Source organism: Rhodoferax sp. (genome assembly GCF_018063565.1).
GTDB lineage: Bacteria > Pseudomonadota > Gammaproteobacteria > Burkholderiales > Burkholderiaceae_C > Rhodoferax.
Genome location: NZ_JAGPBB010000041.1, coordinates 1 through 24,913 on the forward strand (window position 1 = coordinate 1; position 24,913 = coordinate 24,913).

The following is a 24,913-nucleotide window of genomic DNA, read 5'->3' on the forward strand; positions in this document are numbered from 1 at the left end:
AAAACTGCCGACAGCATGGCCCCAAAGATCGGGATCAGGAAGTTGAAGACGGTCACCATACCCACCCGGTTGTACTTGAGCAAAATCGTCCACAGGCCAAACGCCACCGACGAAAGCAGCACCAGGTACACCAGCAGCGCCGTCGACGCCCAGCTGAAACCCGCCAGGGCCCCGCCCGCCCCATAGCCACCCAGCAGCAGGGCCAGCCCCCCAATCGTCAGCTGATAGCCGGTCAGCACGATGGAGTCCATGTGCTGCGACACCTTTTTGCCGTAAATGGACGCTGCCGACAGAATGAAGGCCGCGATCACCACAAAGCCCTCACCCAGCAGCGTGAAATGGAAATCCAGCAGATCGCGCTTGAAATTCACCACCATCACGCCGGCAAATCCGACCAGGCAGCCCAGCACCTTGTTCAGGCTCAAGCGGTCATTGTGGTAAATGAAATGCGCCAGCAGCACGCTGAAAAAGGTGCCGGTTGCGTTCATGATGGACCCTTTCACCCCTGTGGTGTAAGCCAGCCCGACGTAGAAAAACACATACTGCAGAGCGGTCTGCGTCAGGCCCAGCGTACTGATCTGGCGCAGCTTGCTCCAGCTCAAACCCAGAACCTGGCGGCGTGTCAGCACGGCCACGGCCAGCAACAGCAGGCCGGCCAGTACAAAGCGATAGCCGGCAAAAATCATTTTGGCCGGTATGTCGTCCGGCGCAATGGAGAACAGCGCGTAACCGTTCTTGATGGCCGGGTAGGCACTGCCCCATAGCAGACAGCACAGCCCGGCCAGTAGAAAGACCACCTTGCGCCGGGAAAAGAACGGATGTGTAACCAAAGCTCAACGTTTCGTGCGTCAAATCAGGCGGCTCAGTGTAGGTGCCCCCCACAGGCCCGGCACCCACTGTCCGGTCCTCCCTGCCCTCAGCCTCATTCGCCTGGCTGGCCAAGCCCGGGCCGCCAGCATGTCGGCGGCTGCCAGGCCGCGACCCAGCCGGGCATTTCTTCGGCGGGCATGGGGCGGGCAATGCCGTAACCCTGCGCCAGTTCACAGCCCATTTGCAGCAGCAAGGTGCCATGTGCAAGCGTTTCAACGCCTTCGGCAATCACGTCGCAGTGAAAAGCACTGGCCAGGCCAATGACGCCCTGCAAAATACTCAGGTCACCGGGGTCGACCAGCATGTCACGCACAAAACTCTGGTCGATCTTGAGCAGCCCCACGCGCAGACGCTTGAGGTAGGTCAGCGACGAGTAGCCGGTGCCAAAGTCGTCCAGTGCAAAAGCCACCCCCAGTTGCAGACAGTCGTCAATCACCTGCGAGGCATAACCGATGTCCTGCAAGGCGCTGGTTTCCAGCACTTCAAGCGTCAAACTGCTCGGTGCGACCTGCGGCTGACGCGCCAGCAGCGTGCCCAGCTGCGCCACAAAACTGGGCTGTTGCAGCTGAAAAGCCCCGACGTTGACACTGACCGGCAACACCAGCCCTGCGGCCTGCCAGAGCGTGATTTGCGCCAGTGCCGTGTCGATCACCCATTCACCCACTGCAATGGCCAGCGGGTCGGTTTCGATCACCGGCAGAAACTCGGCTGGCAACAGCAAACCCCGGCTCGGGTGTTGCCAGCGTATCAAGGCTTCGGCACCTGTCACCTGGCCGGTGCGCATGTTCACTTTGGGCTGGTAGTACAACACCAGTTCATGCTGATCCAGCGCCAGCCGGATGCGCGCCAGACTCTCATGGTGACCACGAACGCTTCGGTCCTGCTCGGCGTCAAACACATGAAAGCGGTTCTTGCCCAGCTGCTTGGCCTGGTACATGGCCTGGTCGGCCTGACGCAGCAACTGGTCTGCCGCCACCCCTTCCGTCTGTGGATAAAAGCTCACCCCCAGGCTGGCCGACACCTGGTGCAGCACCTCACCCAGCAGCACCGGCTGCGCCGCAGCGGCCAGCAGCCGGGCCAGCATGGGCTGGCACGCCCGCACATCCTTCAGGCCGGTCAGTACCGCCACAAACTCGTCGCCGCCCATGCGGGCCAGCGTGTCCCCATCGCGCAGGGTCTCTTTCATGCGGGTGGCCAGGGTCACCAGCAGCTGGTCGCCCACGGCATGGCCATAGCCGTCGTTGACACGCTTGAAACTGTCCAGATCAATATAGGCCACGCCCAGCAGGTCGCCACGGCGCAGGGTTTGCGCCATGCTCTGGTGCAGCCGGTCGGCCAGCAGGGCCCGGTTGGGCAAGTGCGTCAGCAAATCGTAGTGGGCAATGTGTTCAAGCTCGCTCTGATGCGCCTTGTAGGCCGAGATATCCGAGAACAGCGACACGTAATGGGTGGGTTGGCCCCGCGTGTTGCACACGGTGCTGATGGTTTGCAGTTCGGCATACACCTCACCCGACTTGCGGCGATTCCAGACCTCGCCATACCAGTGTCCCTTGGCGCGCAGATCGCGCCACAGGTTGGCATAAAAATCTGGCGCGTGCCGGCCCGAACTCAGCATCCGCGGGTTATGGCCCAGCACCTCAGAGGCCGCAAAACCCGTGATGCGGCAAAAAGCCTGGTTGACCTCGACAATGCTGGCTTGCAGGTCGGTGATCATGATGCCTTCGCGCGAGTTGAGAAACACGCTGGCAGCCAGCTGAAGTTTCTCCTGTGCGTCCCGCTGCGCACTGATGTCGTTGAGCGCCACGCGCAGCACCGGCGCACCGGTTTCATCCTGAACGGCCTGTGCCACCAGGCGTGCCCACCACGGGGGGCCGCCAACGCGATGCAACCCCAGCTCGAAGGTCTGTGGCCCGTCCCCCAGGCGGACCTGCCTGCGCAGCAGGTAGACCATGTCCTGCGAATCCGGCACCACCCACCGGGACAAGGGCTGTTGCAGCAGGTCGTCGCGAGGCAAGCCCAGCAGCGTGGCGGCGGTCAGGTTGGCGCTCACAATCAGCCCGGCCTGGTTCACGCTCAGGTAGCCCACCGGTGCCTGGTCGTAGAGGTCGACCAAACTGGCGCGTGAAAGCTCCAGCGCCTGGCGTGCCAGACGCAGCTCTTCGTTCTGCATCTCCAGCTCGATCTTGTGCACCCGCAAATCGTGCATCTGGTACAGGGCACCAAACAGCGGGTCGTCACGGCGCGGGGCCGCATCGCCACCGCGCCCTTGCAGTTCGCGCTCAGCCTGATCACGCAGGGACTGCGCCGCCAGCAAGTCTTCGACCGTCAGTGCTGCCTTGGCACGGGGTGGGGTATGGGCGAGCATGCTCAGCCTGGTCAGTCTGGCGGCGATGCCGCGCCGCCGGAACTGTTGTCGAGCACGCGCTCGGTGGTGGCGATGGCGTACACGGCGCCCGCCGCATTGACCAGTGCCGTGGCGGTGAGCGACACCTGAAGCACATCGCCGCTTTGGTTGAGGCGCCGGGTCCGGTAATTCTCCAGTTGCTGCGCCTGACCGAGTTGCCGGACTTTCCCCAGGGCTTCGGCGCGCAGTTCGGGCGGAATCCGATCCGCCACATTCATCTGCAGCGCCTGCGCCTCGGTCCAGCCGTACAAGCTCTCGGCCGCCGGGTTCCAGGCCAGGGTGCGGCCCTCGAGGTCCTGCACGGTGATGGCGTCAAACGCATCGCGCACCACCACCGCCAGCCGCACCAGCCGGTTGGCCTGCTCCAGCGCGGCCTCCATGCGCTTGAGTTCGTTGATGTCGCTGAAGGTGATCACCGCACCTTCGATCACGTTGTCCAGCGTGCGGTAGGGGCGAATGCGCAGGGTAAACCAGGCCCCGTCGGTGGTTTGTACCTGCACCTCGATCGGCACCAGGGTGTCCAGCACGGTCTGGGTGTCGGCCACCAGGCTGGTGTAACCCACCAGATTCGACACAATGTGGCCCACCGGTCGCCCCACATCACCGGCAATCAGGTTGATCAGCTGCGAGGCCGTGGGGGTGAAACGCAGGATGCGCAACTGGTGGTCGACAAACACCGTGGCGATGCCGGTGCCTGACAGCAGGTTGTTCATGTCGTTGTTCAGGCGCGACAAATCATCCACCTTGAGATTGAGCTCGTTGTTGACGGTCGACAACTCTTCATTGACCGACTGCAGCTCTTCCTTGGAGGTTTCCAGCTCTTCATTGGTACTTTGCAACTCTTCGTTGACCGACTGCATCTCTTCGTTGCTGGACTTGAGTTCCTCGTTGGAGCTTTCCAGCTCTTCGTGGGTGCTTTGCAGGTATTCGTCCTTGGCGCGCAACTCGTCGCGCAGGGCGGCCAGCTGCGCCATCGTGTCGACGTCGGCAGTCAAATGGGCTGCCGCCACGCCGGCCGCTGCCACTGGCGCATCAGGCACCGGATCCAGTGCCTCCTCCAGAATCACCAGATACAAGTGGGCGTCGGGTGCCGTGGGCGCAGCGGGCAGATCCGGGTTCAGGTTGGCCTCTGGCACCGGCGGGTTGGTGAGCACCGGGCGCACGCTCAGGTTGACCCGGGTGAAGTGCCCATTGGTCTTGACCCTTACCCCAGGGGTGCGCACCGGCAGTTGCGTTGCCGCGGCCCGTTGCAGCGCATTGGACAGCGGCGGGCGCAGCCCTTCGCGGGCCATTTTCAGGATGTTGGGCACACCCACCTCGCCGGGTGCGGGCTCCAGGTACATGCCGGTGCGCCCGTGCAGGTAAAGAATGTCACCCAGGGCGTTGATCAGCGCACCCGCCGGGGCCACCTGCGCCAGGAGAGCCTGCTCGGTCAGTTCACGCAGCGGCAGCCGGACCGGATAAGCCTCTTTGCCGGGCCCGCGCGGCAGCGCCGCCTCCAGTGCGGTCAGCGGGGGCAAAAAGCGGCTGGCTGTGCGCAGCACACTGGGCTCGGCGTTCTTGCGCTGAAACAGCTTGGCCTTGCGGTCGAGCGTGGCAAACAGGTCTGAAAAGTCGCCAATGCCTTCAGAGGTGCCCAAAAACAAATAGCCCTGCCGGTTGAGGGCGTAATGAAACAGGGGCATCAGCCGCTTCTGCAAATCGGCGCTGAGGTAAATCAGCAGGTTGCGGCAGGTGATCAGGTCGAGCCTGGAAAACGGCGGGTCACGCGTCAGGTTCTGCTCCGAGAACACCAGCATGTCACGTATGCTCTTGTGGATGCGATACCCCCGGCCATCGGGCTCCGGCGTGAAAAAGCGCGACAGGCGCAGCGGCGACAGGTCTGCGGCAATGCCCAGCGGGTACAGCCCGACCCGCGCAGTGGCAATGGCGCGACTGTCAATGTCGGTGGCAAACAGTTGTACCGTGTAGTTTTGTTGCAGCGCCTCCATGCGCTCCTGCAGCAAAATCGCCAGCGAGTAGGCCTCTTCACCGGTCGAGCAGCCCGCCACCCAGATGCGCACCACCCCGTTACTGGTGGATTTACCCGCAAACAGTTGCGGAATGACCTGATCTTCGAGCGTTTGGAACGCCTCGGGATCACGAAAGAAGTTGGTGACCCCAATCAGCAAATCGCGAAACAGCGCTTCGACCTCTTGCGGCGTTTGCTGCAGAAAACGCACGTACTCGTCGATCAGCGTGATCTGCTGCACCGACATGCGCCGCTCGATGCGCCGGTGCACCGTGCTGGGCTTGTACTGGGAAAAATCGTGGCCGGTCTGGCTGCGCAGCAGCACAAAGATTCTTTTCAGCGCCGACTCGTTGATGTGCACCGGCTTGTCCGAACGCAGGGAGAACTTGCCAAACGCGTGCTGGATATAGCCGACCAGCTGTGCCGCCATCTGCGCCGGCTCCAGCGTGTAGTCGACCAAACCGGTGGCGATGGCGCTGCCGGGCATGCCATCGAACTCGGCGCTCTCGGGGGTCTGGGCCATCACCATGCCACCGGCATTCTTGATGGCGCGCAAGCCCAGCGAGCCGTCGCTGCCGGTGCCCGAGAGCACAATGCCAATGGCACGCTCACGCTGGTCTTCGGCCAGCGATTTGAAGAAAAAGTCAATCGGCAGGCGCTGGCCGCGCGGTGCCGTGGGTTCCAGCAACTGCAGCGTGCCCCCTAAAAGGGCCATGTCGTGGTTGGGTGGAATGATGTAGATGCTGTTGATGGCCACCGTCATGCTGTCTTCGACCTCCAGCACCTGCAGGGTCGAGTAACGCCGAATCAGCTCGGCCAGCATACTTTTGTGGTCGGGTGCCAGATGCTGCACCAGCACAAAAGCCATGCCAGGGTTGGCATCTTTGGGCAGGCCGTGGAAAAAAGCCTCAAACGCCGCCAGCCCGCCCGCCGAGGCCCCGATACCGACAATGGGAAAGTCCGCCGCAGCGGGCACGGCGGATGGGGCTGCGCATGCGGGCGTTGCAACCGGGTCCGGCGGTGCTTGTGTCATGAGACTCCTGCGGCTTGCGCTGTGCGGGTGCGGCCAAAGGGCCGCAACACTGGAACCATTGTAGGCATTAATCTACCCCCAGGGAGGTAAATTTTATATAGCTAAAAACCCTTGATGGCATTGCGCTAGAGGCCGTTTTTGTGCAATTTTTTGGCCTGCGTGCGCCAGCGCACAGAGCGGCGGCTGGCGCTGTCTTATGCTGGCACCTGACCTCGTCGACCTTGCGGCGGTCTGCCTCCATCGTCCAACGCCTTGAACATCACCACCCAAATAAAAGCCTGGATCTCGCAAGCGCGTGGGCCGATCCCGGCCACGGCTGCGCCTGCGGCGTGCCTGAGCAAACCACAGCCACCCGGTGCTGCGCTGCAAAATGCCATCTTCAACAGCGCCAACTTCTCCAGCATTGCCACCGACGCGCAGGGTGTGATCCAGATTTTCAATGTAGGTGCCGAACGAATGCTGGGTTACACCGCTGCCGAGGTGATGAACAAAATCACACCGGCCGACATTTCAGACCCGCAGGAGGTGGTGGCGCGCGCCAAGGCGCTCAGCCTCGAGCTCGATACCCCCATCACCCCGGGGTTTGAGGCGCTGGTGTTCAAGGCCTCTCGCGGCATCGAAGACATTTACGAGCTGACCTATCTGTGCAAGGATGGCAGCCGACTGCCGGCGGTGGTGTCGGTCACAGCGCTGCGCGACCAGCGCGGCACCATCATTGGCTACCTGCTGATCGGCACCGACAACCGGGCGCGGCGTGCCGCCGAGGTGGAGCGCGAGCGACTGGACCAGGTGCTGCGCGACAAGAACACCGAACTGGAAAGTGCCCGTGCACTGGCCGACAAGGCCAACCTGGCCAAGTCCGACTTTCTGTCGGGCATGAGCCACGAGCTGCGCTCGCCGCTCAACGCGATCTTGGGGTTTGCCCAATTGCTGGAGTCGGGCACACCACTGCCCAATCCGTCCCAGAAGGCCAGCATCGACCAGATCCTGCGCGCTGGCTGGTACCTGCTGGAGCTGATCAACGAGGTGCTTGACCTGGCGCTGATCGAGTCCGGCCGGGTGTCGCTGTCGTGCGAGCCGGTGTCGCTGTCAGAGGTGCTGACCGACTGCCAGACGCTGATTGCACCGCTGGCGCAGCGCAAAGAGATTGCATTGCACTACCCGGCCCTTCCGGGCAATCCCTTTGTCCGTGCCGACCGTACCCGGCTCAAGCAGGTGTTAATCAACCTGCTGAGCAACGCCATCAAATACAACCGCCACGGTGGCAGCGTCTATGTGACGTGCAGCGAGCGCGCGGCAAGCCAAATGCGCATCAGCGTGCAAGACACCGGTGATGGCCTGTCTGCCGACAAGATCGCCGAGCTGTTTCAGCCGTTCAACCGCCTGGGCAAACAGAACAGCAACGAAGAGGGCACCGGCATTGGCCTGGTGGTGAGCAAGCGACTGGTGGAACAAATGGGCGGCGCCATTGGCGTCAGCAGCACCGAGGGTGCGGGCAGTGTGTTCTGGATCGAGCTGGACTTGATCGGGGCGCCGCAGTTTGAAGACCACGTCATCGAACAACAGTTGTCACACACCACGCCGGTCGTGAACGGGGTTCGGCTGCGCACGCTGCTGTATGTGGAAGACAACCGCGCCAACATGGCGCTGGTGGAGCAGCTTATTGCCAGGCGCCCGGACATGCGGCTGTTTGGCGCGGAAGACGCCATGCGCGGCATTGCGCTGGCGCGTGAACACCACCCCGACATCATTCTGCTGGACATCAACCTGCCCGGCATCAGTGGCTTGCAGGCGCTGCTGATACTCAAGGCCGACAGCAGCACGGCCCACATACCGATCATGGCCCTGAGCGCCAACGCCATGCCGCGCGAAATCGAGCGCGGACTGGCCGCCGGCTTTTACCGCTACCTGACCAAGCCGATCCGGGTGCCGGCGTTCATGGAGGCGCTGGACAGCGCCCTGGCGCTGGCGGGTTCGCAGCAGGCCGCCGGCATCGGGCGGGAGACCTACGATGTCTGCTGACGTTGACCTGCTCGAAGCCCGTATCCTGATCGTTGACGACAAGCCGGCCAACCTGGCTTTGCTCGAGCAACTGCTGCAAGCAGCCGGGTACCGTCAGCTCACCTGCACCCAAGACCCGTTTGCGGTGTGCGAACTGCACCGCATCCACCGCTACGACCTGATCCTGCTGGACCTGCAAATGCCCGGCATGGATGGTTTTGCGGTGATGCAGGCGCTGCACGACATCGAGTCCGACGGCTACCTGCCGGTGCTGGCCATCACCGTGCAACCCAAGCACAAGCTGCGCGCCCTGCGCGCCGGTGCGCGCGATTTCGTTGCCAAACCCTTTGACCTGCTGGAACTCACGACACGCATTCACAACCTGCTCGAGGTGCGCCTGCTCTACAACCAGCTGGGCCAGTCAGCCAGTGCGCTGAAGTCCATGGCCCTGCATGACGCGCTGACGGGTCTGCCCAACCGGCGACTGCTGCTGGAGCGCCTGGCGCAGGCACGCCAGAGGTCGGCCCAAAGCGGCGACTATTGCGCCTTGATGTTCATGGATCTGGACCAGTTCAAACTGCTCAACGACACGCTGGGCCACGATGTGGGCGATGTGCTGCTGCACCAGGTGGCGCAACGGCTGCGCTTGTGCGTGCGCGAAGGCGATGAGGTGGCGCGCTTTGGCGGTGACGAGTTTGTGGTGCTGCTCAACACCCTGAGCCAGCAGCCACCGGAAGCCACCGCGCAGGCGCAGGCCGTGGCGCAGCAGATCCTGCACGCGCTGGGTCAGACTTACCAGCTCAACGGCCATCGCTACGACAACACCATCAGCATCGGCCTGGCGCTGTTTTGCGGCGAAACCGAGTCCATCAGCAGTTTGCTCAAAATGGCCGATCTGGCGATGTACCGTGCCAAGTCTCGCGGGCGCAACCAGGTGTGCCGCTTTGATGCCGCCATGCACGCCGAGGTGCAGTCGCACGACACCCTGATCGATGACATGCGCCATGCCCTCAATACCCCGGCCTTCGCGCTGTACTACCAGATTCAGGTGGACCGCCGAGGGGTACCCAGCGGCGCCGAAGCCCTGCTGCGCTGGAACCACCCCCAGCGCGGGGTGCTGTTGCCGGGGCAGTTTCTGGCGCTGGCTGAAGAAACCAATCTGATCCTGCCATTGGCCCGCTGGGTGCTGGCGACCGCCTGCGCGCAATTGCTGGTCTGGGCGCAAGACCCGCAGCGCGCCCACTGGACGTTGACCGTGAACGTGGGTGCGCGCCAGCTGGCGCAGTCTGACTTTGTGCAACAGGTGGCCGCTGCCTTGCACCTCAGCGGTGCGCCCGCTCAGCGCCTGATCCTGGAGCTGGCAGAAGACAGCCTGCGCAACGACATCGAGGATGCGATTGGCAAGATGCACGCGGTGAACGACAGCGGTGTGGGTTTCAGCCTGGACAACTTTGGTGCCGGATTTGCATCGCTGGTGTATCTGAGGCGCCTGCCCCTGGCGCGCCTGAAGGTTGATCAGGCCATGGTGCAGGCAGCCCTGAGCGACAGCGGCGTGGCGGTGATTGCACGCGCCATTGTGGCGCTCGGGGTCAGCCTTGGCTTGCCGGTGCTGGCCGAAGGCGTCGAGACTGCGGCGCAGCTGGACTACTTTGCCAGCGTGGGCTGCAGCCACTTTCAGGGCAACTACTTTGCCGCGCCGCTGCCCCCGGCAGCGCTGCGCGATGACTACGCAACAAACGCCCGCAAGCGCTTATGACAAGGAGATCATGTGCTTTTATTAGAGGAGCGCTCCGTGGCAGCGACACCAGCCTTGCTTGCCCGGCCAAGCGATGCTCACGGTGCATTGACCATTTGGGCAGCACAATCAACTCACCATGACGCACCACCATGACCCCATCCGATCAGAATCCTGATGACACGGTGCTGCTGGTCAGCACCTTGCAGCAGCTGCGCCGGCGCGCCATGGACCGCCAGCGCGAGGTGCCCCGTGTGCCGCCGCAACTGGCCGAGGGCATGACCCCGGAAGACGTGCAATTGCTGTTCCACGAGTTGCGGGTGCATCAGGTCGAGCTGGAATTGCAAAATGAAGAGCTGCGCAGCGCGCAGGTGGCGCTGGAGATCGCCCGCGAACGTTACTTCGACCTCTACGACATGGCACCGGTGGGTTACTGCACCATCACCGACCAGGATCTGATTCTGGAGGCCAACCTGACCGTGGCCACCCTGCTTGGCGTACCACGGGGTTCCCTGGTGAAACGGGCATTGACCAGTTTCATGCCCCATGCACAGCGCGCCATCTACCGGCAAAGCACCGAGCAACTGCGTGCCACCGGTGAGCCGCAAAGCTTTGAACTGCAGATGACCCGCAGTGACAGCAGCAAGATCTGGGTCAGTCTGGTGGCCAATGTCTCCCGCAGCCTGAGCGGCAGCAGCGTGCTGCGGGTGATGCTCAAGGACGTGTCAGAGCGCAAGCAGCTGGACGCGATCCTGCACGAGAAGAACCTGGAACTGGAGCGCACGCGCCAGTTGGCCGACAAGGCCAACCGCGCCAAGTCCGACTTTCTGGCCAGCATGAGCCACGAACTGCGCTCACCGCTGAATGCCATTCTGGGTTTTGCCCAGTTGATGGATGCAGGCACCCCGCCACCCACCCCGGCGCAAAAATCGTCGATCGACCAGATCGTCCACGGTGGCTGGTATCTGCTGGCGCTGGTCAACGAAATTCTGGATCTGGCAGGCATCGAGTCCGGGCAGCTGGCACTGACCATGGGCGATGAGTCGCTGGCCGAGGTACTGGCCGACTGCCAGACCATGATTGAGCCACAAGCCAATGCCAGCGGCATTGAGCTGGCCTTCCCTGGCTTTGATCAGCCATGCCGGGTACAGGCGGACCGGCGCCGCCTGAAGCAGGTGCTGATCAACCTGCTGTCCAACGCCATCAAATACAACCGCGCCCAGGGCCGGGTTGCCGTGAGCTGGAGCTTGCGGCCACACGGGCGAGTGCGCGTCAGTGTGCAAGACAGCGGGACGGGGCTCTCAACCGAGCAGTTGGCCCAGTTGTTTCAGCCCTTCAACCGGCTGGGCCAGGAGAACGGCCCGCATGAAGGCACTGGCATTGGCCTCACGGTGAGCAAACGGCTGGTGGAAATGATGGGCGGCACCATTGGTGCCAGCAGCACCCCGGCTGTTGGCAGCAACTTCTGGTTTGAGTTGTCGCTGGCAACGGCGCCTGCGGCTATTTAGTCACGAAAATAGCCTCTAGCCCATATAGATAATCACTTTTCAGCTTATCTTTCAATAGCAAACTACCCGAAGGACGATGGTCATGAACCTGACGATTGACATTCTTGCGGCCAACATCCTGATCGTGGATGACCAGGCCGCCAACGTGCAGTTGCTGTTGCAGTTGCTCGGCGAGGCTGGCTATAGCCATTTGAGCTCGACCATGAAACCCGAGGAGGTGTGTGCACTGCACCGCAAGAATCAGTACGACCTGATCCTGCTGGACCTGCAGATGCCGGTGATGGATGGCTTTGCGGTGATGGCCGGCCTGAAAACCAACACCACCGACAGTTACCTGCCAGTGATTGTGCTGACCGCCCAGCCCGGCCACAAGCTGCAGGCGCTGGCTGCCGGTGCCAAGGACTTCATCAGCAAGCCGTTTGACCTGATTGAGGTTAAAACCCGCATTTACAACATGCTGGAGGTGCGCTTGCTGTACAAGAAGCTGGCTCAGTACAACGAGGAGCTGGAAGCCACGGTGGCCCAGCGCACTGCCGAGCTGCGCGAAAGCGAAGCCCGTTTTCGCAGCCTGACCGAACTGGCCTGCGACTGGTACTGGGAGCAGGACGAGAGCGGCAGCTTCACCAAGGTATCGGGGCCGGTGCTGGAGATGCTGGGTATTCAGGTGGAGCCTTTGCACAGCAAAGACAGGCCGCTATTGCCCAGCGGCTGGAACGATGCCGAGCGGGTGCGGCTGCAGACGATCATCAACAACCGCCAGCCGTTTCTGGACTTTGTCTTGCACCGTACCGGCCCTGACCAACGCCAGCAGGTGTTTCAGGTCAGTGGTGAGCCGATGTTCGACCGGCTCAGCCGCTTTGTCGGCTATCGCGGCATCGGGCTGGAACTGCCCGCCTGAAGGAACGGCAGCTTGACCATGCCTTCACACCTCAACCAGAACCACCTGCTGGCGGCGCTACCGGCAGCAGACTTGCAGACACTGGCAGCGCAGCTGGAACTGGTGCCGCTGGCACTGGGCCAGATGCTCTACGAACCCGGCAGCCAGATGCGCCATGCCTACTTTCCCACCTCCTCGATCGTCTCGCTGCACTATGTGACAGAGTCAGGCGCGTCGGTCGAAACCGCTGGCGTCGGCAACGAGGGCGTGGTGGGTGTTTCACTGTACATGGGTGGCGACACCACCTCAAGTTCTGCGGTCGTGCAAACCGCCGGGCAAGCCTGGCGGCTGGACCGCCACACACTGAAAGCAGAGTTTGACCGCTCCGGTGCCCTGCAGCGCCTGCTGCTGCGTTATGCCCAGGCCCTCATGACCCAGATGGCACAAACCGCCGTCTGCAACCGTCACCACTCGGTCGAGCAGCAACTGTGCCGCTGGCTGCTGCTGACGCTGGACCGCCTGCCGGAACGCGAACTGGTGATGACGCAGGAACTGGTGGCCAGTATGCTGGGCGTACGTCGTGAAAGTGTGACCGACGCCGCGGGGCACCTGCAGGCCGCGGGCCACATCCGCTATCGCCGCGGCCACATCAGCGTGCTGAGCCGCAGCGGGCTGGAGGCGGGGGCGTGTGAATGCTACGGAGTGGTCAAGAAAGAACTGGACCGACTGCTCAGCGATGTGCGGCGGCCCTAGCCGGCGGCGGCCCGCCGGTTGGCGGGTGCTTACTTTTTGACACTCATGTCATTGCCGACCTGGGTGACGCCTTCAATGCCACGGGCCACTTCCACGGCGCGGTCAATTTGACCCTGGTTGTTGACAAAGCCGCTGAGCTGCACTTCGGACTTGCGGGTGAGCACCGAGATGTCCAGGCTCTTGATGCTGACATCGGCCAGCAGTGCCGCCTTGACGCGGGTGGTGATCACGCTGTCGTCCACTTTGTTGCCCACCGTGCTGGTGCCCGATTTGACACTGAGCTTGTTGTCCACACTCTTGGCACCTTCTGCCATGCCGGCCACCGTGGCGGCGCGCTCCAGCTGCGTCTGACTGTCGACAAAGCCACTGAGCATGACCTCGCCCTTGCGGGTCTCGACCTTGATGTCAAAACCCTTGATCTCGTCGTCAGCCAGCAGGGCTGATTTGACTCGGGTGGTCACCACACTGTCATCAAGCTCGGTGCCCACCGTGATATTGGGTGCCGCTGCACCGGTGGCGTCCGCGGGCTTGTTGCAGGCGACCATCGAAATGGTCATGACGCCGGCCAGGGTGGTGGTCAAAATACGCAGGCCAAGGGGGTTGTTCATCAGTAATTCTCCGGGTTGAAAGGGGTTGCCGGGTCCGACTGTGACGGCAAGCGGGGCGGCCGTCTGTGCGATAACGAACCCAGAGCAAGCCACTACAGCAGGCGTTGCCATAGCTGCGCCAGCCACTCCTTGAGCTGAAGCACCGCGCCACGCTGTGCCCAGGCTTGGGCGTCAACCCGCTGCGAGGCGGCCAGATCACGCGCAAACATGGTCTCCATTTGGGCCGCAAAATCGCGCCCGAGCACCACGGCATCGAGTTCGTCGTTGTCCATGAAACTGCGCCAGTCGAGGTTGCTGGAACCCACGCTGGACCAGATGCCATCGATCACCGCCGTCTTGGCGTGCAACAGCGCGCCGTGGCGCTCATAAATGTGCACACCACCGGCCAGCAGGCTGGCGTAATGGGCGCGCCCGGCATGAAAAACCAGGCTGGAGTCGCTGTAGCTGGGCAGGATCAGGCGCACCTCGACACCGCGTGCGGCCGCGGCGGTCAGCGCCTGACGCAATTGTGGGTCGGGCACGAAATAGGCATTGGTCAGGTCGACGTGCCGCTCGGCATTGCCAATGGCCGAGATCAGCGTCAGGTACATCAGGCTGTAGGGGTCGTCGGGCGAGCTGCCAATGGCGCGCACGATGTCGCGCCCGACTGCCACCAGAGGCGGGAAGTACTTTTTGGGCAACAGCGCCCGGCCTTGCTGCTTGGCCCAGGTTTGCAGAAAAAACTTCTGGAACTCGGCCACCACCGGACCTTCGATCTGCAGGTCGGTATCGCGCCAGGCGGCGGGGCTTGGCACGGCTTTCTTGGCGCGCCGCAGAATGGCCCCCGAGGAGTAAACGCTGCTGATGTTGATGCCACCCACAAAGGCCAGCCGTCCGTCGACCACCAGCAGCTTGCGGTGGTCGCGCTGGTTGAGCACCCAGTCACCGCGCGCCAGCGCCGGATTGACCGGATTGAATTCCAGCACCGCAACGCCAGCCTCGATCAGTGTCGCGAAGAAGGTTTTGGGCGTCTGGAGTCCACCGACACTGTCATAGATCAGGTTGACCTGGACGCCACGACGCTGATGGCGCAGCAGTTCGCTGACAAATGCCAGCCCCACCGCATCGTCTTCGATGATGTAGGACTCGATGTTGATGTGGTCTTGCGCCTGCGCCATGGCGGCAAACATGGCCGCATAGGTGGCCGGGCCGTCTTGCAGCAGTGTGGTTCGATTGCCCACCACCAGGGGGCTGCCGGTGACGGCCTGCTCCAGCGTGATCTGTTTGTCGAGGATATCCAGATGGCCGGAGCGGGCCCGGAGTGCCGCCAGCAGCGCGGCGCTGCGTTTGGCACTCAAGGGGCCGTGCGCATTGTCGAACTGCGCTGCCTGTGTGGCATGGCGCGCCAGAATCGCCTCGGTGTTGGGCAGGTCGGCGCACCCTGCCGTGCTCAGGCTGCAAAGCACCAGCGCCAACGATTGAAGGCGCAGCCGGGTAGGAGTCTGCATGGTGGGGGTTTGGCAAGGCGTAGGCAGTCAGAATAAGGCGTGCCTTGCCGGTTTTCAGTGCGCCAACGCACCGACTGGCCCAGCGCCAGCCACGACCATGGCATCTCCAACCAAACTTGAGGTGTCTATGAAACTTAGTCGACTTGTGCAGGGCCTGTTACTGGCCGTGACACTGGCCACCGGCGCTGCCGCCAGCGCACAGGTGAGCTTGCGCATCAACATCGGGCCACCGCCGCTGATCTTTGAACCGGTGCCGATGATGGCACCCGGCTATATCTGGGCACCGGGCTACTGGGCCTGGAACCATGACCGTCACATCTGGGTGCGGGGCCGCGCCATCGTGCAGCGCCAGGGTTACCGCTGGGAACCTGACCGCTGGGAGCAGCGCGGCAACATTTACTACCGTCAACCTGGCAACTGGAGCCGTGAGAGCCAATACCAGCCACCGCGCGCACACCCGAATCCGCGGTTGCAACAGCCCAAACGACCCAACGGGAAGGCCGCCAAACGCGGCCCATGGGAGGAGCCGCCACACGACAACCGCCGCCGCTGAACCAGGCAAGACTTGCGTCGTTTGACGAACCGCCGGTGGTTGGCGAATCCACCGGTTTTTTTTTCGCGCCCTCAATCAGCCTCGCACCGACAAAGCGAAACCCCGGGATCCGATAGGCGAATCACGGGGTTACAGGCGTTGCTCGCCAGGCTCAGGTTCCCGGCGCATCGTCCGGGCACTGTATCGGGTTCAGGGACGAACCGCGATCTCGTTCTTGACGGACTTGACGTGGTTGACGCCACGGGCGATCCGTTCGGCTTCGCTCTTTTCCACTGCATTTTTGGCAAAACCGGACAGCATCACACTGCCATTGAGCGTTTCCACACTGATCGAGGTTGCGCTGACCAGCTTGCTCTCGGCCATGCGGGCCTTGACCATCGTCGTGATGCCCGCGTCATCCACATAAGCGCCCACAGTTTCCTGTCCCCGGCCCACGGCACATCCGCTCGCCGAGATGATAAGCAGCGCTGCCGTGGCAACCGCAAGGGTGGTTCGAATGAACATGATGATTCTCCAAAAGGATATTGACGGTGAAAGCCCCACCATCGATGGGCGAAAAACCGGGACATTCCCAGTCGATGGCTTGACTTTAGAAGTCGCGGCACGCGGTGTCGGTACGCTGGCGCACGCACAGTGGCAGGCGGTTCAAGGCAACAGCGGGATCACCATGCAGGACTGTGGGGACAGGGTGGTCCAGGCGAGCCACTGACCCGGCAGCAGCAATTGCGCACCTGACGCTGCATGGGTTGCCAGCGCCTGCGCCGGGTTGGCGCGCATCAGGATGAAGCGCATCTGTCGGTCTGCCCGCCTCAGTGTCAGCTCGGCCTGCGGCCAGTCTCCCGGCAGGCAGGGCGTGAAGCGCAGACGCTTGGCTTCCTGGGTCAGACCGAACATCGACTCGATCACGGCACGGTGCAGCCAGGCGGCCGCTCCGGTGTACCAGCTCCAGCCACCGCGCCCGACATAGGGCGGCTGACTGCAGACATCGCCGGCCATGACATAGGGCTCCAGCCCGTAGACCGGGCCGCGGGTCGGGTGAGCGCTGCGGTGTGCCGGGCTCAGGTAGGTGAAATAGCGGTAAACCTGGTCGCCAGCGCTGGCGCTGGCCGTATTGGCCGCGACCCCGGCGGTGGCCAGTTGCGCCTGCGCCATCAGCGCCCAGATTGCAGCGTGGGCGTATTGGCCACCGTTCTCCCGCACACCGCCCGGGTAAGCCTGGATGTAGCCGGCGCTGGGTACCGCGTGGACCAGAGGTGGTGCCAGCAGGCAGATCAGACCCGCCTGCGGATCCACCAGTTGCGCTTGTACCGAGGCCATGGCTTGTTGCTGCATCGCCAGTGGGGCGACACCGGAGAGCACCGCCCAGGCCTGGGCAATCAGATCAATGCGCGCCTCCGGGTTGACGCTGGCTCCCAGCGCCTGGCCGTTGTCAAAATAAGCGCGAGTAAACCAATGGCCGTCCCAAGCCTGGGTCGTCAGCGCGGCGCGCCAACCGGCGGCAGCGCGCTCCCAGCGCTGTGCCCGCCCCTTGTCACCGCGCTCGTGGGCAATCGGCGCAAAATCGGTCGCCAGGCGACACAGGAACCAGGCCAGCCAGACCGACTCGCCGCGCCCCTCGATGCCGATCTGGTTCATGCCGTCGTTCCAGTCACCGCTGCCCATCAGCGGCAAGCCGTGGCTGCCCACGCGCAAACTGCGGTCGATGGCACGCGCCGCATGTTCGTAGACGGTGGCCTGCTGGGCACTGACCGTCGGCTCAAAATAAGCGTCCTCGGCACCCGCCGCAATGGCAGGCCCGTCAAGAAACGCGACCGATTCATCGAGCAGCGAGGTGTCGCCGGTGGCGCGCAGGTAATGCACGCAGGCATACGCCAGCCACAGCAGATCGTCAGAAAAGTGGGTGCGCACCCCAACGCCTCGCGGGTCGTGCCACCAGTGCTGCACATCCCCGGCCATGAACTGACGCGAGGCATTGAGCACAATCTGCGCCCGCAGCATCTGCGGTGCGCCCCAGGCCAGGGCCATGGCGTCCTGTAACTGGTCGCGAAAACCGGTCGCCCCGCCCGCCTGGTAAAAGCCCGCCTTGGCCCAAAGACGGCACGACACCGCCTGGTAAAGCAGCCAGTGATTGACCAGCGCGTCCAGCCGGTCGTCGGGCGTTTTGACGGTGGTGGCCCCGAGCAACTGTTGCCAGCCCTGTCTGACTTGCTGCAGGCGTTGTGTCGCCGATAGGCGGATGGCGCTCACCAGCAAGTCCTTGGCCCGCTGTGGCGTGGCACCAAAACCCATCAGGAACGTGCGCTCTGCAGATTGGCCGCCCGCCAGGACCAGGTGAACCGACATGGCGGCACAGGGGTCCAGGCCATCACCACTGGTCTGGCCAAAGTAGTCTGGCACCACCAGCCGTCCACGGCTGTCAAAGCACTCGCGACGGTCGCAGGTCCAGTCGTCGTTGTCGGGATCGGGGGCGGCTTCAGTGTCGGCGGTGGCCAGAAATGCGGTGCCATCGCCAAAGCCCGCCGACCGATCACGCTGGGTAGACCACAACGACAGCACTCCGGCATCGTGGCCGGCAGCGGTGCGCACGGTGGTGCGGTCCAGGCGGCTGGCACCCATTTGCCATTCTGCGATACCGATCAGGCGCAGATGCAATGCCTTGCTGCCCAGGTTCACCAGCGCCAGATGCACCTGTTTGACGGCAATGGCCGCCGCCACACACCAGGTCGCTGTGACCTGCAGATCGCCGCGTCGGTGGCTGATACGGGTGAACCCCTGCCCGTGGGTCACGTGATACGTCAGGTCATCCTGAACACCCGCCGAAGGTGCCACTGACCAGAGTTCGCGGGTTTTGCTGTTTTGCAACAAAAACCATTCAGAGGGCGGATCAGACACCGGGTCGTTCGACCAGCTGGTGAGCTGGTTCAAGCGGCTGTTGACCGCCCAGGTGTATCCTCCGCCAGCCTCTGAAACCTGGGCTCCAAACGATGCATTGGCGAGCACATTGATCCACGGCCTGGGTGGGCGCTGGCGGGCATGAACGTCAAACACAAACTCACCGCTGCCTGGCACAAATCGGCCACCGCCGGGCACCGGTGCGACGCGACTGGTCGACAACCCCAACGCGGTGGTGGAGGTGCCCTGGCGGAGTTCAAGCCCAACTTCGTGCAAGTCGAGCCAGTTTTGCACGTGGTGCGCCAGACCACGCCCATCGGCATGCAACACCACCCGCGCCAGACTGTGCAGGGTGTTGAGCTCCGGCGCGGTGAGCTCGTCGGCACGCAGCAGATGCAGGCGTGTCTGCGGGTTGCCGGTTCGGGCGGCGCAGTCGGCCTGATGCCGATCTCGCAGCAGCATGAGTTCGCGCGTCAGCGGCATCAGATAGGACGCTGGCTCGGCGTTCACCACCACCAGATCGCAGGCCACCCGACCCCATAGCCACAGCCCCAGCGCCTGCGTCAGCGCACGCAGCAATCCCAGTCCCTGGATCGAACTGACTTGCACCAGAAGCAACGGGTGATCGCCAGAAACATCGAAACGCCACAGCAGCCGGCGGTCACATACCTCCGTGGCGGCGCTGGCCGGCCGCACTGCGCGGGCCTGCACCTGGGTGTGGCTCAACACCAGCGCACTGGTCAGCGACTGCTGCGCGGCGTAGTTTTCGGCACTGATGCGCAAGGCGCGCAACCGGATGCCCATCAGCGTGGCCGACATCAGTGATGCGCGTTGCACATTGCTGGTCTGGCGATACTTGTCGATCACCGCGCGCAGGGTGTCGCGATGGCTCGATGCCGCCGTGGCAAAGCTCAGTCGCGCTTTGCGCATGGCAGGAATCCGCAGCGTGACCGACAGTGCGCAGATCGGGTCGAGCCCGGTCGACAACTGATCGGTCGCGGGGGGAGTGGCCTCGGGGATGTCAGGAAAGCTGGCCATCGGGGCACTGGCACTGCGGTTGCGCCCGCTCCAGGCCTGGCGATCCACGGCGCAGCGCACCCGAAGCGGCTGCACGCTGATGTCGGTCAGGAAATGGGCCACCTTGAGACCCTCCTCACTCGACTGGCGGGGTTTGCGCTCAAACAGCAGGGCGTGCTCCGAAGGCAACCACTGGGCACTGACAAACAGGTTCATGAACGCCGGATGCGCCGCATCAGCGCGCGCTGTGGACAAGGCAGGTTCGAACGCGGAGATCAGCTCAATGTCCAGCGCCTGGTCACTCAGGTTGCGCAGCTCAACCTGGCGAAACTCGATGTCGTCCTCCGGGCTGACCCATACCGTGGTGTGGGCTTGCAGGCTGGGCCAGACGGCGTCGAAACACACCCGATCGGAGTGAAAAACACATTTGTAGTGCGCTGCCGGGTCCGGCGCCGGGTGTTGCGTGATCGAATAGGGTGCGGCGCTGTCACTGTGGCGCAGGTAAATGAAACTGCCACGCTCGTCGCGCAGGACGTCGTCGCGAATCCGGGTGATGCCGGTTTGGTCCCAGCTGCTGGCACCGGCGCCGTTGGCACGCAACTGCACGCTGTAGCGCCCGTTCGACAGCACATGGGTCGGCTCCAGGGCGGCGCTGCCCGGAATCACTTCGCGCAGCAAACCCGGCAAATGGCGACGCTGCGCCTGGGTAACCGGACCGGGGGGGGTGCAGACCAGACTGGAAATCTCGCGGGGCACACGTTCGTGCAGCAACGACGAGACCGCCTGAAGGTGGGCGTTGGCCATACCCCAGCGTTGCGCGGCACCATGGTGCAAGAGGTTGGTCAGCGCCACAATGCTCATCCCCTGATGGTGCGCCATGTAGGTGGCAACCGGCACAAATGCCTCTTCCCCGGTGCGTCGCGCACTGGTGAAGTCCAGCGCTTCGATAAAGCCATAGCGCCCGCGCGCACCGAGTTTTTCCAGCGTGGCAAAGTTCAGCATGGCAGCGTGAGGCAACCATTGCGCGGCCAGTGCGGTGGCGTAGGGTGCGATCACCAGTTCGTCGGGGGGGGTGCGGCGCAGCGCCAGACCGGGCACACCCTGGGGGGCATATTGATAGGCAAGCGAATCGTCGCTGGCGGCATAGGCCGACTCCGATATGCCCCAAGGCAAACCCAAGCGCCTGGTGAAGGCAAACTGCGCGCGCAACGCCGCCTGGCAAGCCTCATGCAGCACACTGCCAGCGGGCTCGCGTAGCACCAGGCCGGGCATCAGATACTCAAACATCGAGCCGGTCCACGAGCGCAGGCCCGCCGCGCTGCCCTGCACAAAAAATGGACGCCCCAGCGCCGCCCAATGACGCACCGGAACGTCACCACGGGCGACCGCCAGCAGGCTCGTCAACCGCGATTCGGAGGCCAGCAGGTCATAAAACCCGGCGTCGCGCTGATGCTCGGCCACCCGGTAGCCGATATGGAACAAATGACGGGAACGGCTGTACAAAAAAGAGAAATCGGCTTGCCAGGCCAAAGCTCGCAAGGCGCTGGCAAGCGCCAGGAGCCGCGTTTGCGACCAAGCTTTGCCGGGCGGCTGCGCCAGCCCATGTGCCAGCATGTCGAGCCGCGCCGAGCGCACCGTGGCACGGTGGTCTGCCAGCAGCCATTTCAGTTCATCACGTTGCGCCGCGTTCAAGGCACTGCGGCGTGTCAGCCAGGGTCTTAGCCGCAAACGTGCGACCGCGATGGCGTTCTGACAGACCTGGGGGTCCTCGGCCGTTGCGGCCAGCGCCAGACAAGCCTGCGCGGTCGCCAGCAAATGGGCGCTGAGATTGCCACTGTCAACGGTTGACACGTACATTGGCAGCAGGGGCTCGCAAGTCCGGGTGTCGTACCAGTTCATGAAATGGCCCTGGTGGCGCGCCAGCGTGTGCAACGTGGCCAGCGTTGCCTCAAGCCGCGCCAGCATCTCCTGTGTGCCGATCCAGCCAAAGGTGCGAGCGCACGCCACACTCAACAAATACATGCCAATGTTGGTAGGCGATGTCCGGTGTGCCACCATGTCGTAGGGCAGCACCTGCAGGTTGTCCGGCGGCAGGTGGTGGTCAGCCGGTCCGACGCAGCGCTCGAACAGGCGCCAGGTGTCGCGGGCGATGTTTTCCAGGTAGCGCCGGTCGGCAGCAGCCAAAGGCACATCGCAATCCGGGGCCCGGGGCAGACTGCCCCACCAGGTCCAAAGCGGTGCGGCACCCCACACCAGACAAAACGCGCCGGCCAGCCAGGGCATTGGCGTCGCACCGAGGTACAAGGCGCCCCATAGCAGCAGCGCCAGCAACGGCTCGCGCCAGTGCTGACGCACCACCGCCGGCAGCTCTGAGCGCGCCTGTGCGGCAGCAACTGCGGCAGTGGTCCATTGCAGCAAATGTCGCCTGCTGACGGCCATGCGGTACAGGGCTCGGGCGATGGCATCGAGGTTTTGCATCGACTGCTGCAGCAGCTGTGCCAACAACCAGCCCCCTGCGAGCCCCGCACGCGCCAGATCAAGCCATGCGGCACCATAGAAATGCCGCCTTGCCGTGTCGAATCGGCTGGGCAAGAAGCCCGCCAGTGAACCCATCAGCGGTCCGGCCGAGAACGCCGCCAACACCACCAACAGGGCAAGCCCCGGCGGTATCGCGGCGGTGGCAAACACCAGCAGCAGCCAGCCAAGCGAGGCCGGCGCCACCAGCGAGCGGCGCAGGTTGTCAAACATTTTCCAGAAGTTGACCGCGTTGAGTCCAAAACGCCTGGGATGAAGCAAAAATGGCAGCAGTTGCCAGTCACCGCGAATCCAGCGGTGAACCCTTGAGGCCGCGACATCGGCATGAAAGGGCGGCTCTTCGATCAGGGCGATGTCGGTCACTGCGGCGCAGCGTGCAATAGCCCCTTCCAGCAGGTCATGGCTAAGGACCCGCCCTGCTGGCAAGCGCCCGCCGAGCACCGCGTGGAGGGTCTGCACATGCAGCAGACCCTTGCCGGTGAAAGTGCCTTGGGCAAACAGGTCCTGATAGACCTCGGAGCTGGCCGCGCTGTAGGGGTCCATGCCGCACTGACCGGCAAACAACCAATGGTAGGCGGTGACTTCCTGGCACGAGGGCAGGGGCGCTGCGACCCGCGGCTGCAAGATGCCATAGCCGCTCAGCACGATACGCCCGGTGGCATCGAGTTGCGGCCGGTTGTGCGGGTGCGCCGCCACGCCGACAAGTTCACGCAGACGTCCCGGCGGCAGCTCGGTGTCGGCGTCGAGGGTCAGCACGTAACACAGCTTTTCTGCGATGTGTGAGGCTTGTCCCCGATCCAAAAAAACGCTGCTATCACCGCTCGCCAGCGCGGCAACCAGCGCTTCGAGCTTGCCACGCTTGCGCTCCGAGCCGATCCAGCATTGTTCGGTCGGGCTGAACTGGCGCTCACGGTGCAACAGGATGAAGCGTGGTGCCCCCAGCGCCGCTGACTGTTCCGGATGCAGTGCGTTGAGTGCAGCGACTTGCGCCAGCGCATCGGCCAGCAGGCCGGCATCGGCAGGGGTGTGTTCGGTGGGTGCGTCGCCCCAGTCGGTCAGCAGTGCAAATTGGGCTTGCGGCTCCGGATTGGCGAGGTAATGCAGGTACAGGCGGTGCGCCAGCGCTTCGCCCGATGTTGCCTGGGTCAACATACCCGGAATCACCACCATCACCCGGTGTTCCGGCGCAATGCCATCGACCAAAGCCAGACGCGGAAGATGATGTGGTTGCGCCGACTCGCTGATAAGTCGGTTGACCACTGCCACCACCGCCTCGGAGGCCGGAAACAAGGCCAGGCATCCAAACAGCCACAGCACCCAGAGCGCATCGGTCTGCGTCTGGCGCAGCAGCCACCACATCAACGACCCGAGGACCAGCGACATGGCGCCCAGGTAGAGTGGCAACGCCAGTTGACGCGTGACCCACAAGCGCAGTTGCGCCCCGAACGGGTTGAGCGCCAGCGCACGCAACAAAGCGGGGCGTCCCGATCCGCTGAGCCAATGCGCCGCGACCCGTCCGGCGTCGTGATCGGAGCCGTTCATCAGGCTCAACAGGCGCTCGGCGACGCGGACTTCTGCGTGTTGACTGCGCCGCGCCAGACGCTCAATGGCATGCAGGCTGTGGTCACGGGTCAGGGTATCTTCGGCTTCAAAGACGGTAGAGCTGAGCATCAGGCGCATCAGTGCGCTGGTACTGGCAATGATGTCAGGCCAGTCAGCATCACCAATGGCGCGCAGCGATGTGATGGCATTGCTCATACTCAGGTTGTCCGCGGCCTGGTCAGCCGCCTGCTGCGTCTGGCGTGCTGCGAGATCTGGCAGGGATTGCTGCAGCCAGGCCTGTAGCTCCACCTGCTCTGCGCTATCGCGGGTGGCCCGGTGATCTTGCAGGCGCAATGCCATCTGCACCAGAAAAACCGGCCCGACACCGCGCAGGTTGAGCAACCCCAGCAAGTCGTCAAGCGCATCCACCGAGTAACGGCTGATATGGTCAAAACACAGGTTGGCGGCCTCACGCGCCGCCTTGTTGGTGGCCACCCGTTCGGCCAGTCGACGCAGGTTCTCAATCAGCACCACACGCAATGTCGTGGGCAGTGCCCACATTTCGCTCAGATTGAGTGGGCGAACCTCTTCATAGGCGCTCAGGTAATCGACCAGCAGCGCCGCATCGAAGGCACCATCGGTGTGTGCCACCAGAGCCCAGGCCACGCCGTAAATGCGTGGCAGACCGGCCAAAGGCTCGTCTTGCAGCATCGGCAAAGTGGCGAAATAACTGCGCGGCAAGGCCTCGCTGATCTCTTTGGCTTGTGCCTGCACCAGGTGGAAGTTGTCCAGCAACCACTCGGCTGCCGGGCTGATGTCATATCCGGTGGTTGCCAGCACGCCGATGTAATGGTGCGCCTGGCGCAACATCGCCATGTTGCTTCGGATGCGTGGGAAAAAGTTGCCGGCGCGCGATGCCCGACTTGCCCGATGCGTTTGCGCCAGACTGCGACCGTGCTGGGCAAAACGCTGCGGACCAAAAATCTCGGAGCGAATCGGCCCTTGTACGGCGCCCAGATCGCCATTGAGCATGTCACACAGCCCATTCGGGGCCTCGTGAATCAGGCTGACCAGTTTGGCGCGCACA

The 24,913-nt window shown here is 63.4% G+C and carries 13 protein-coding genes; 6 read left to right on the plus strand and 7 right to left on the minus strand.

Features of this window, described 5'->3' with window-relative positions; translation table 11 throughout:
* From KBF66_RS10960 to KBF66_RS10970, 3 genes are all read right to left on the minus strand, one after another.
* On the minus strand, window positions 1–797 hold a 797-nt coding region (locus KBF66_RS10960; protein ID WP_296656339.1), incomplete at its 3' end, for a DMT family transporter.
* A 125-nt stretch (window positions 798–922) separates the two neighbouring features.
* Entirely contained in the window at window positions 923–3,235 is a 2,313-nt protein-coding gene (locus KBF66_RS10965; RefSeq protein WP_296656342.1) for an EAL domain-containing protein, read from the minus strand.
* Between the two features lie 11 nt (window positions 3,236–3,246).
* A complete protein-coding gene (locus KBF66_RS10970; RefSeq protein WP_296656345.1) occupies window positions 3,247–6,318 on the minus strand; it encodes a chemotaxis protein CheB in 3,072 nt (1,023 codons plus the stop codon).
* Between the two features lie 303 nt (window positions 6,319–6,621).
* On the opposite strand from KBF66_RS10970, the gene KBF66_RS10975 reads away from it, so the two are divergent.
* The 5 genes from KBF66_RS10975 (at window position 6,622) to KBF66_RS10995 (ending at window position 13,192) form a co-directional block, all read left to right on the plus strand.
* Window positions 6,622–8,340 carry an ATP-binding protein gene (locus tag KBF66_RS10975; RefSeq protein ID WP_296656388.1) on the plus strand — a complete coding sequence of 573 codons (1,719 nt, stop codon included), beginning with the start codon at window positions 6,622–6,624 and terminating at the stop codon, window positions 8,338–8,340.
* The gene (locus tag KBF66_RS10980) at window positions 8,330–10,075 is read left to right on the plus strand and encodes an EAL domain-containing protein (RefSeq protein ID WP_296656348.1); all 1,746 of its coding nucleotides are present in this window, start codon (window positions 8,330–8,332) and stop codon (window positions 10,073–10,075) included. Before KBF66_RS10975 ends, KBF66_RS10980 begins: the two co-directional genes overlap by 11 nt.
* A gap of 131 nt (window positions 10,076–10,206) precedes the next feature.
* A complete protein-coding gene (locus tag KBF66_RS10985) occupies window positions 10,207–11,562 on the plus strand; it encodes a PAS domain-containing sensor histidine kinase (RefSeq protein WP_365732544.1) in 1,356 nt (451 codons plus the stop codon).
* Between the two features lie 82 nt (window positions 11,563–11,644).
* Window positions 11,645–12,460, plus strand: coding sequence for a response regulator (locus KBF66_RS10990; protein ID WP_296656350.1), 816 nt, complete (start codon window positions 11,645–11,647; stop codon window positions 12,458–12,460).
* 18 nt (window positions 12,461–12,478) lie between these two features.
* Complete coding sequence (locus KBF66_RS10995; RefSeq protein ID WP_296656391.1) at window positions 12,479–13,192, plus strand: Crp/Fnr family transcriptional regulator; 714 nt, start codon at window positions 12,479–12,481, stop codon at window positions 13,190–13,192.
* 29 nt (window positions 13,193–13,221) lie between these two features.
* Here the strand turns inward: KBF66_RS10995 and KBF66_RS11000 are convergent, their stop codons facing one another.
* The gene (locus KBF66_RS11000) at window positions 13,222–13,800 is read right to left on the minus strand and encodes a BON domain-containing protein (protein WP_296656352.1); all 579 of its coding nucleotides are present in this window, start codon (window positions 13,798–13,800) and stop codon (window positions 13,222–13,224) included.
* 92 nt (window positions 13,801–13,892) lie between these two features.
* Window positions 13,893–15,287 (minus strand): phospholipase D-like domain-containing protein, encoded by a 1,395-nt coding sequence (locus tag KBF66_RS11005; protein WP_296656355.1) that lies wholly within the window; start codon window positions 15,285–15,287, stop codon window positions 13,893–13,895.
* Window positions 15,288–15,414: 127 nt separating this feature from the next.
* On the opposite strand from KBF66_RS11005, the gene KBF66_RS11010 reads away from it, so the two are divergent.
* Entirely contained in the window at window positions 15,415–15,840 is a 426-nt protein-coding gene (locus tag KBF66_RS11010) for a YXWGXW repeat-containing protein (protein ID WP_296656358.1), read from the plus strand.
* A gap of 189 nt (window positions 15,841–16,029) precedes the next feature.
* Here the strand turns inward: KBF66_RS11010 and KBF66_RS11015 are convergent, their stop codons facing one another.
* Together KBF66_RS11015 and KBF66_RS11020 are read right to left on the minus strand one after the other, a co-directional pair.
* Entirely contained in the window at window positions 16,030–16,344 is a 315-nt protein-coding gene (locus KBF66_RS11015; RefSeq protein WP_296656360.1) for a BON domain-containing protein, read from the minus strand.
* A gap of 141 nt (window positions 16,345–16,485) precedes the next feature.
* Window positions 16,486–24,912, minus strand: a complete 8,427-nt coding sequence (locus tag KBF66_RS11020) for a glucoamylase family protein (RefSeq protein WP_296656362.1) — start codon at window positions 24,910–24,912, stop codon at window positions 16,486–16,488.
* Window position 24,913: the final 1 nt, after the last annotated feature.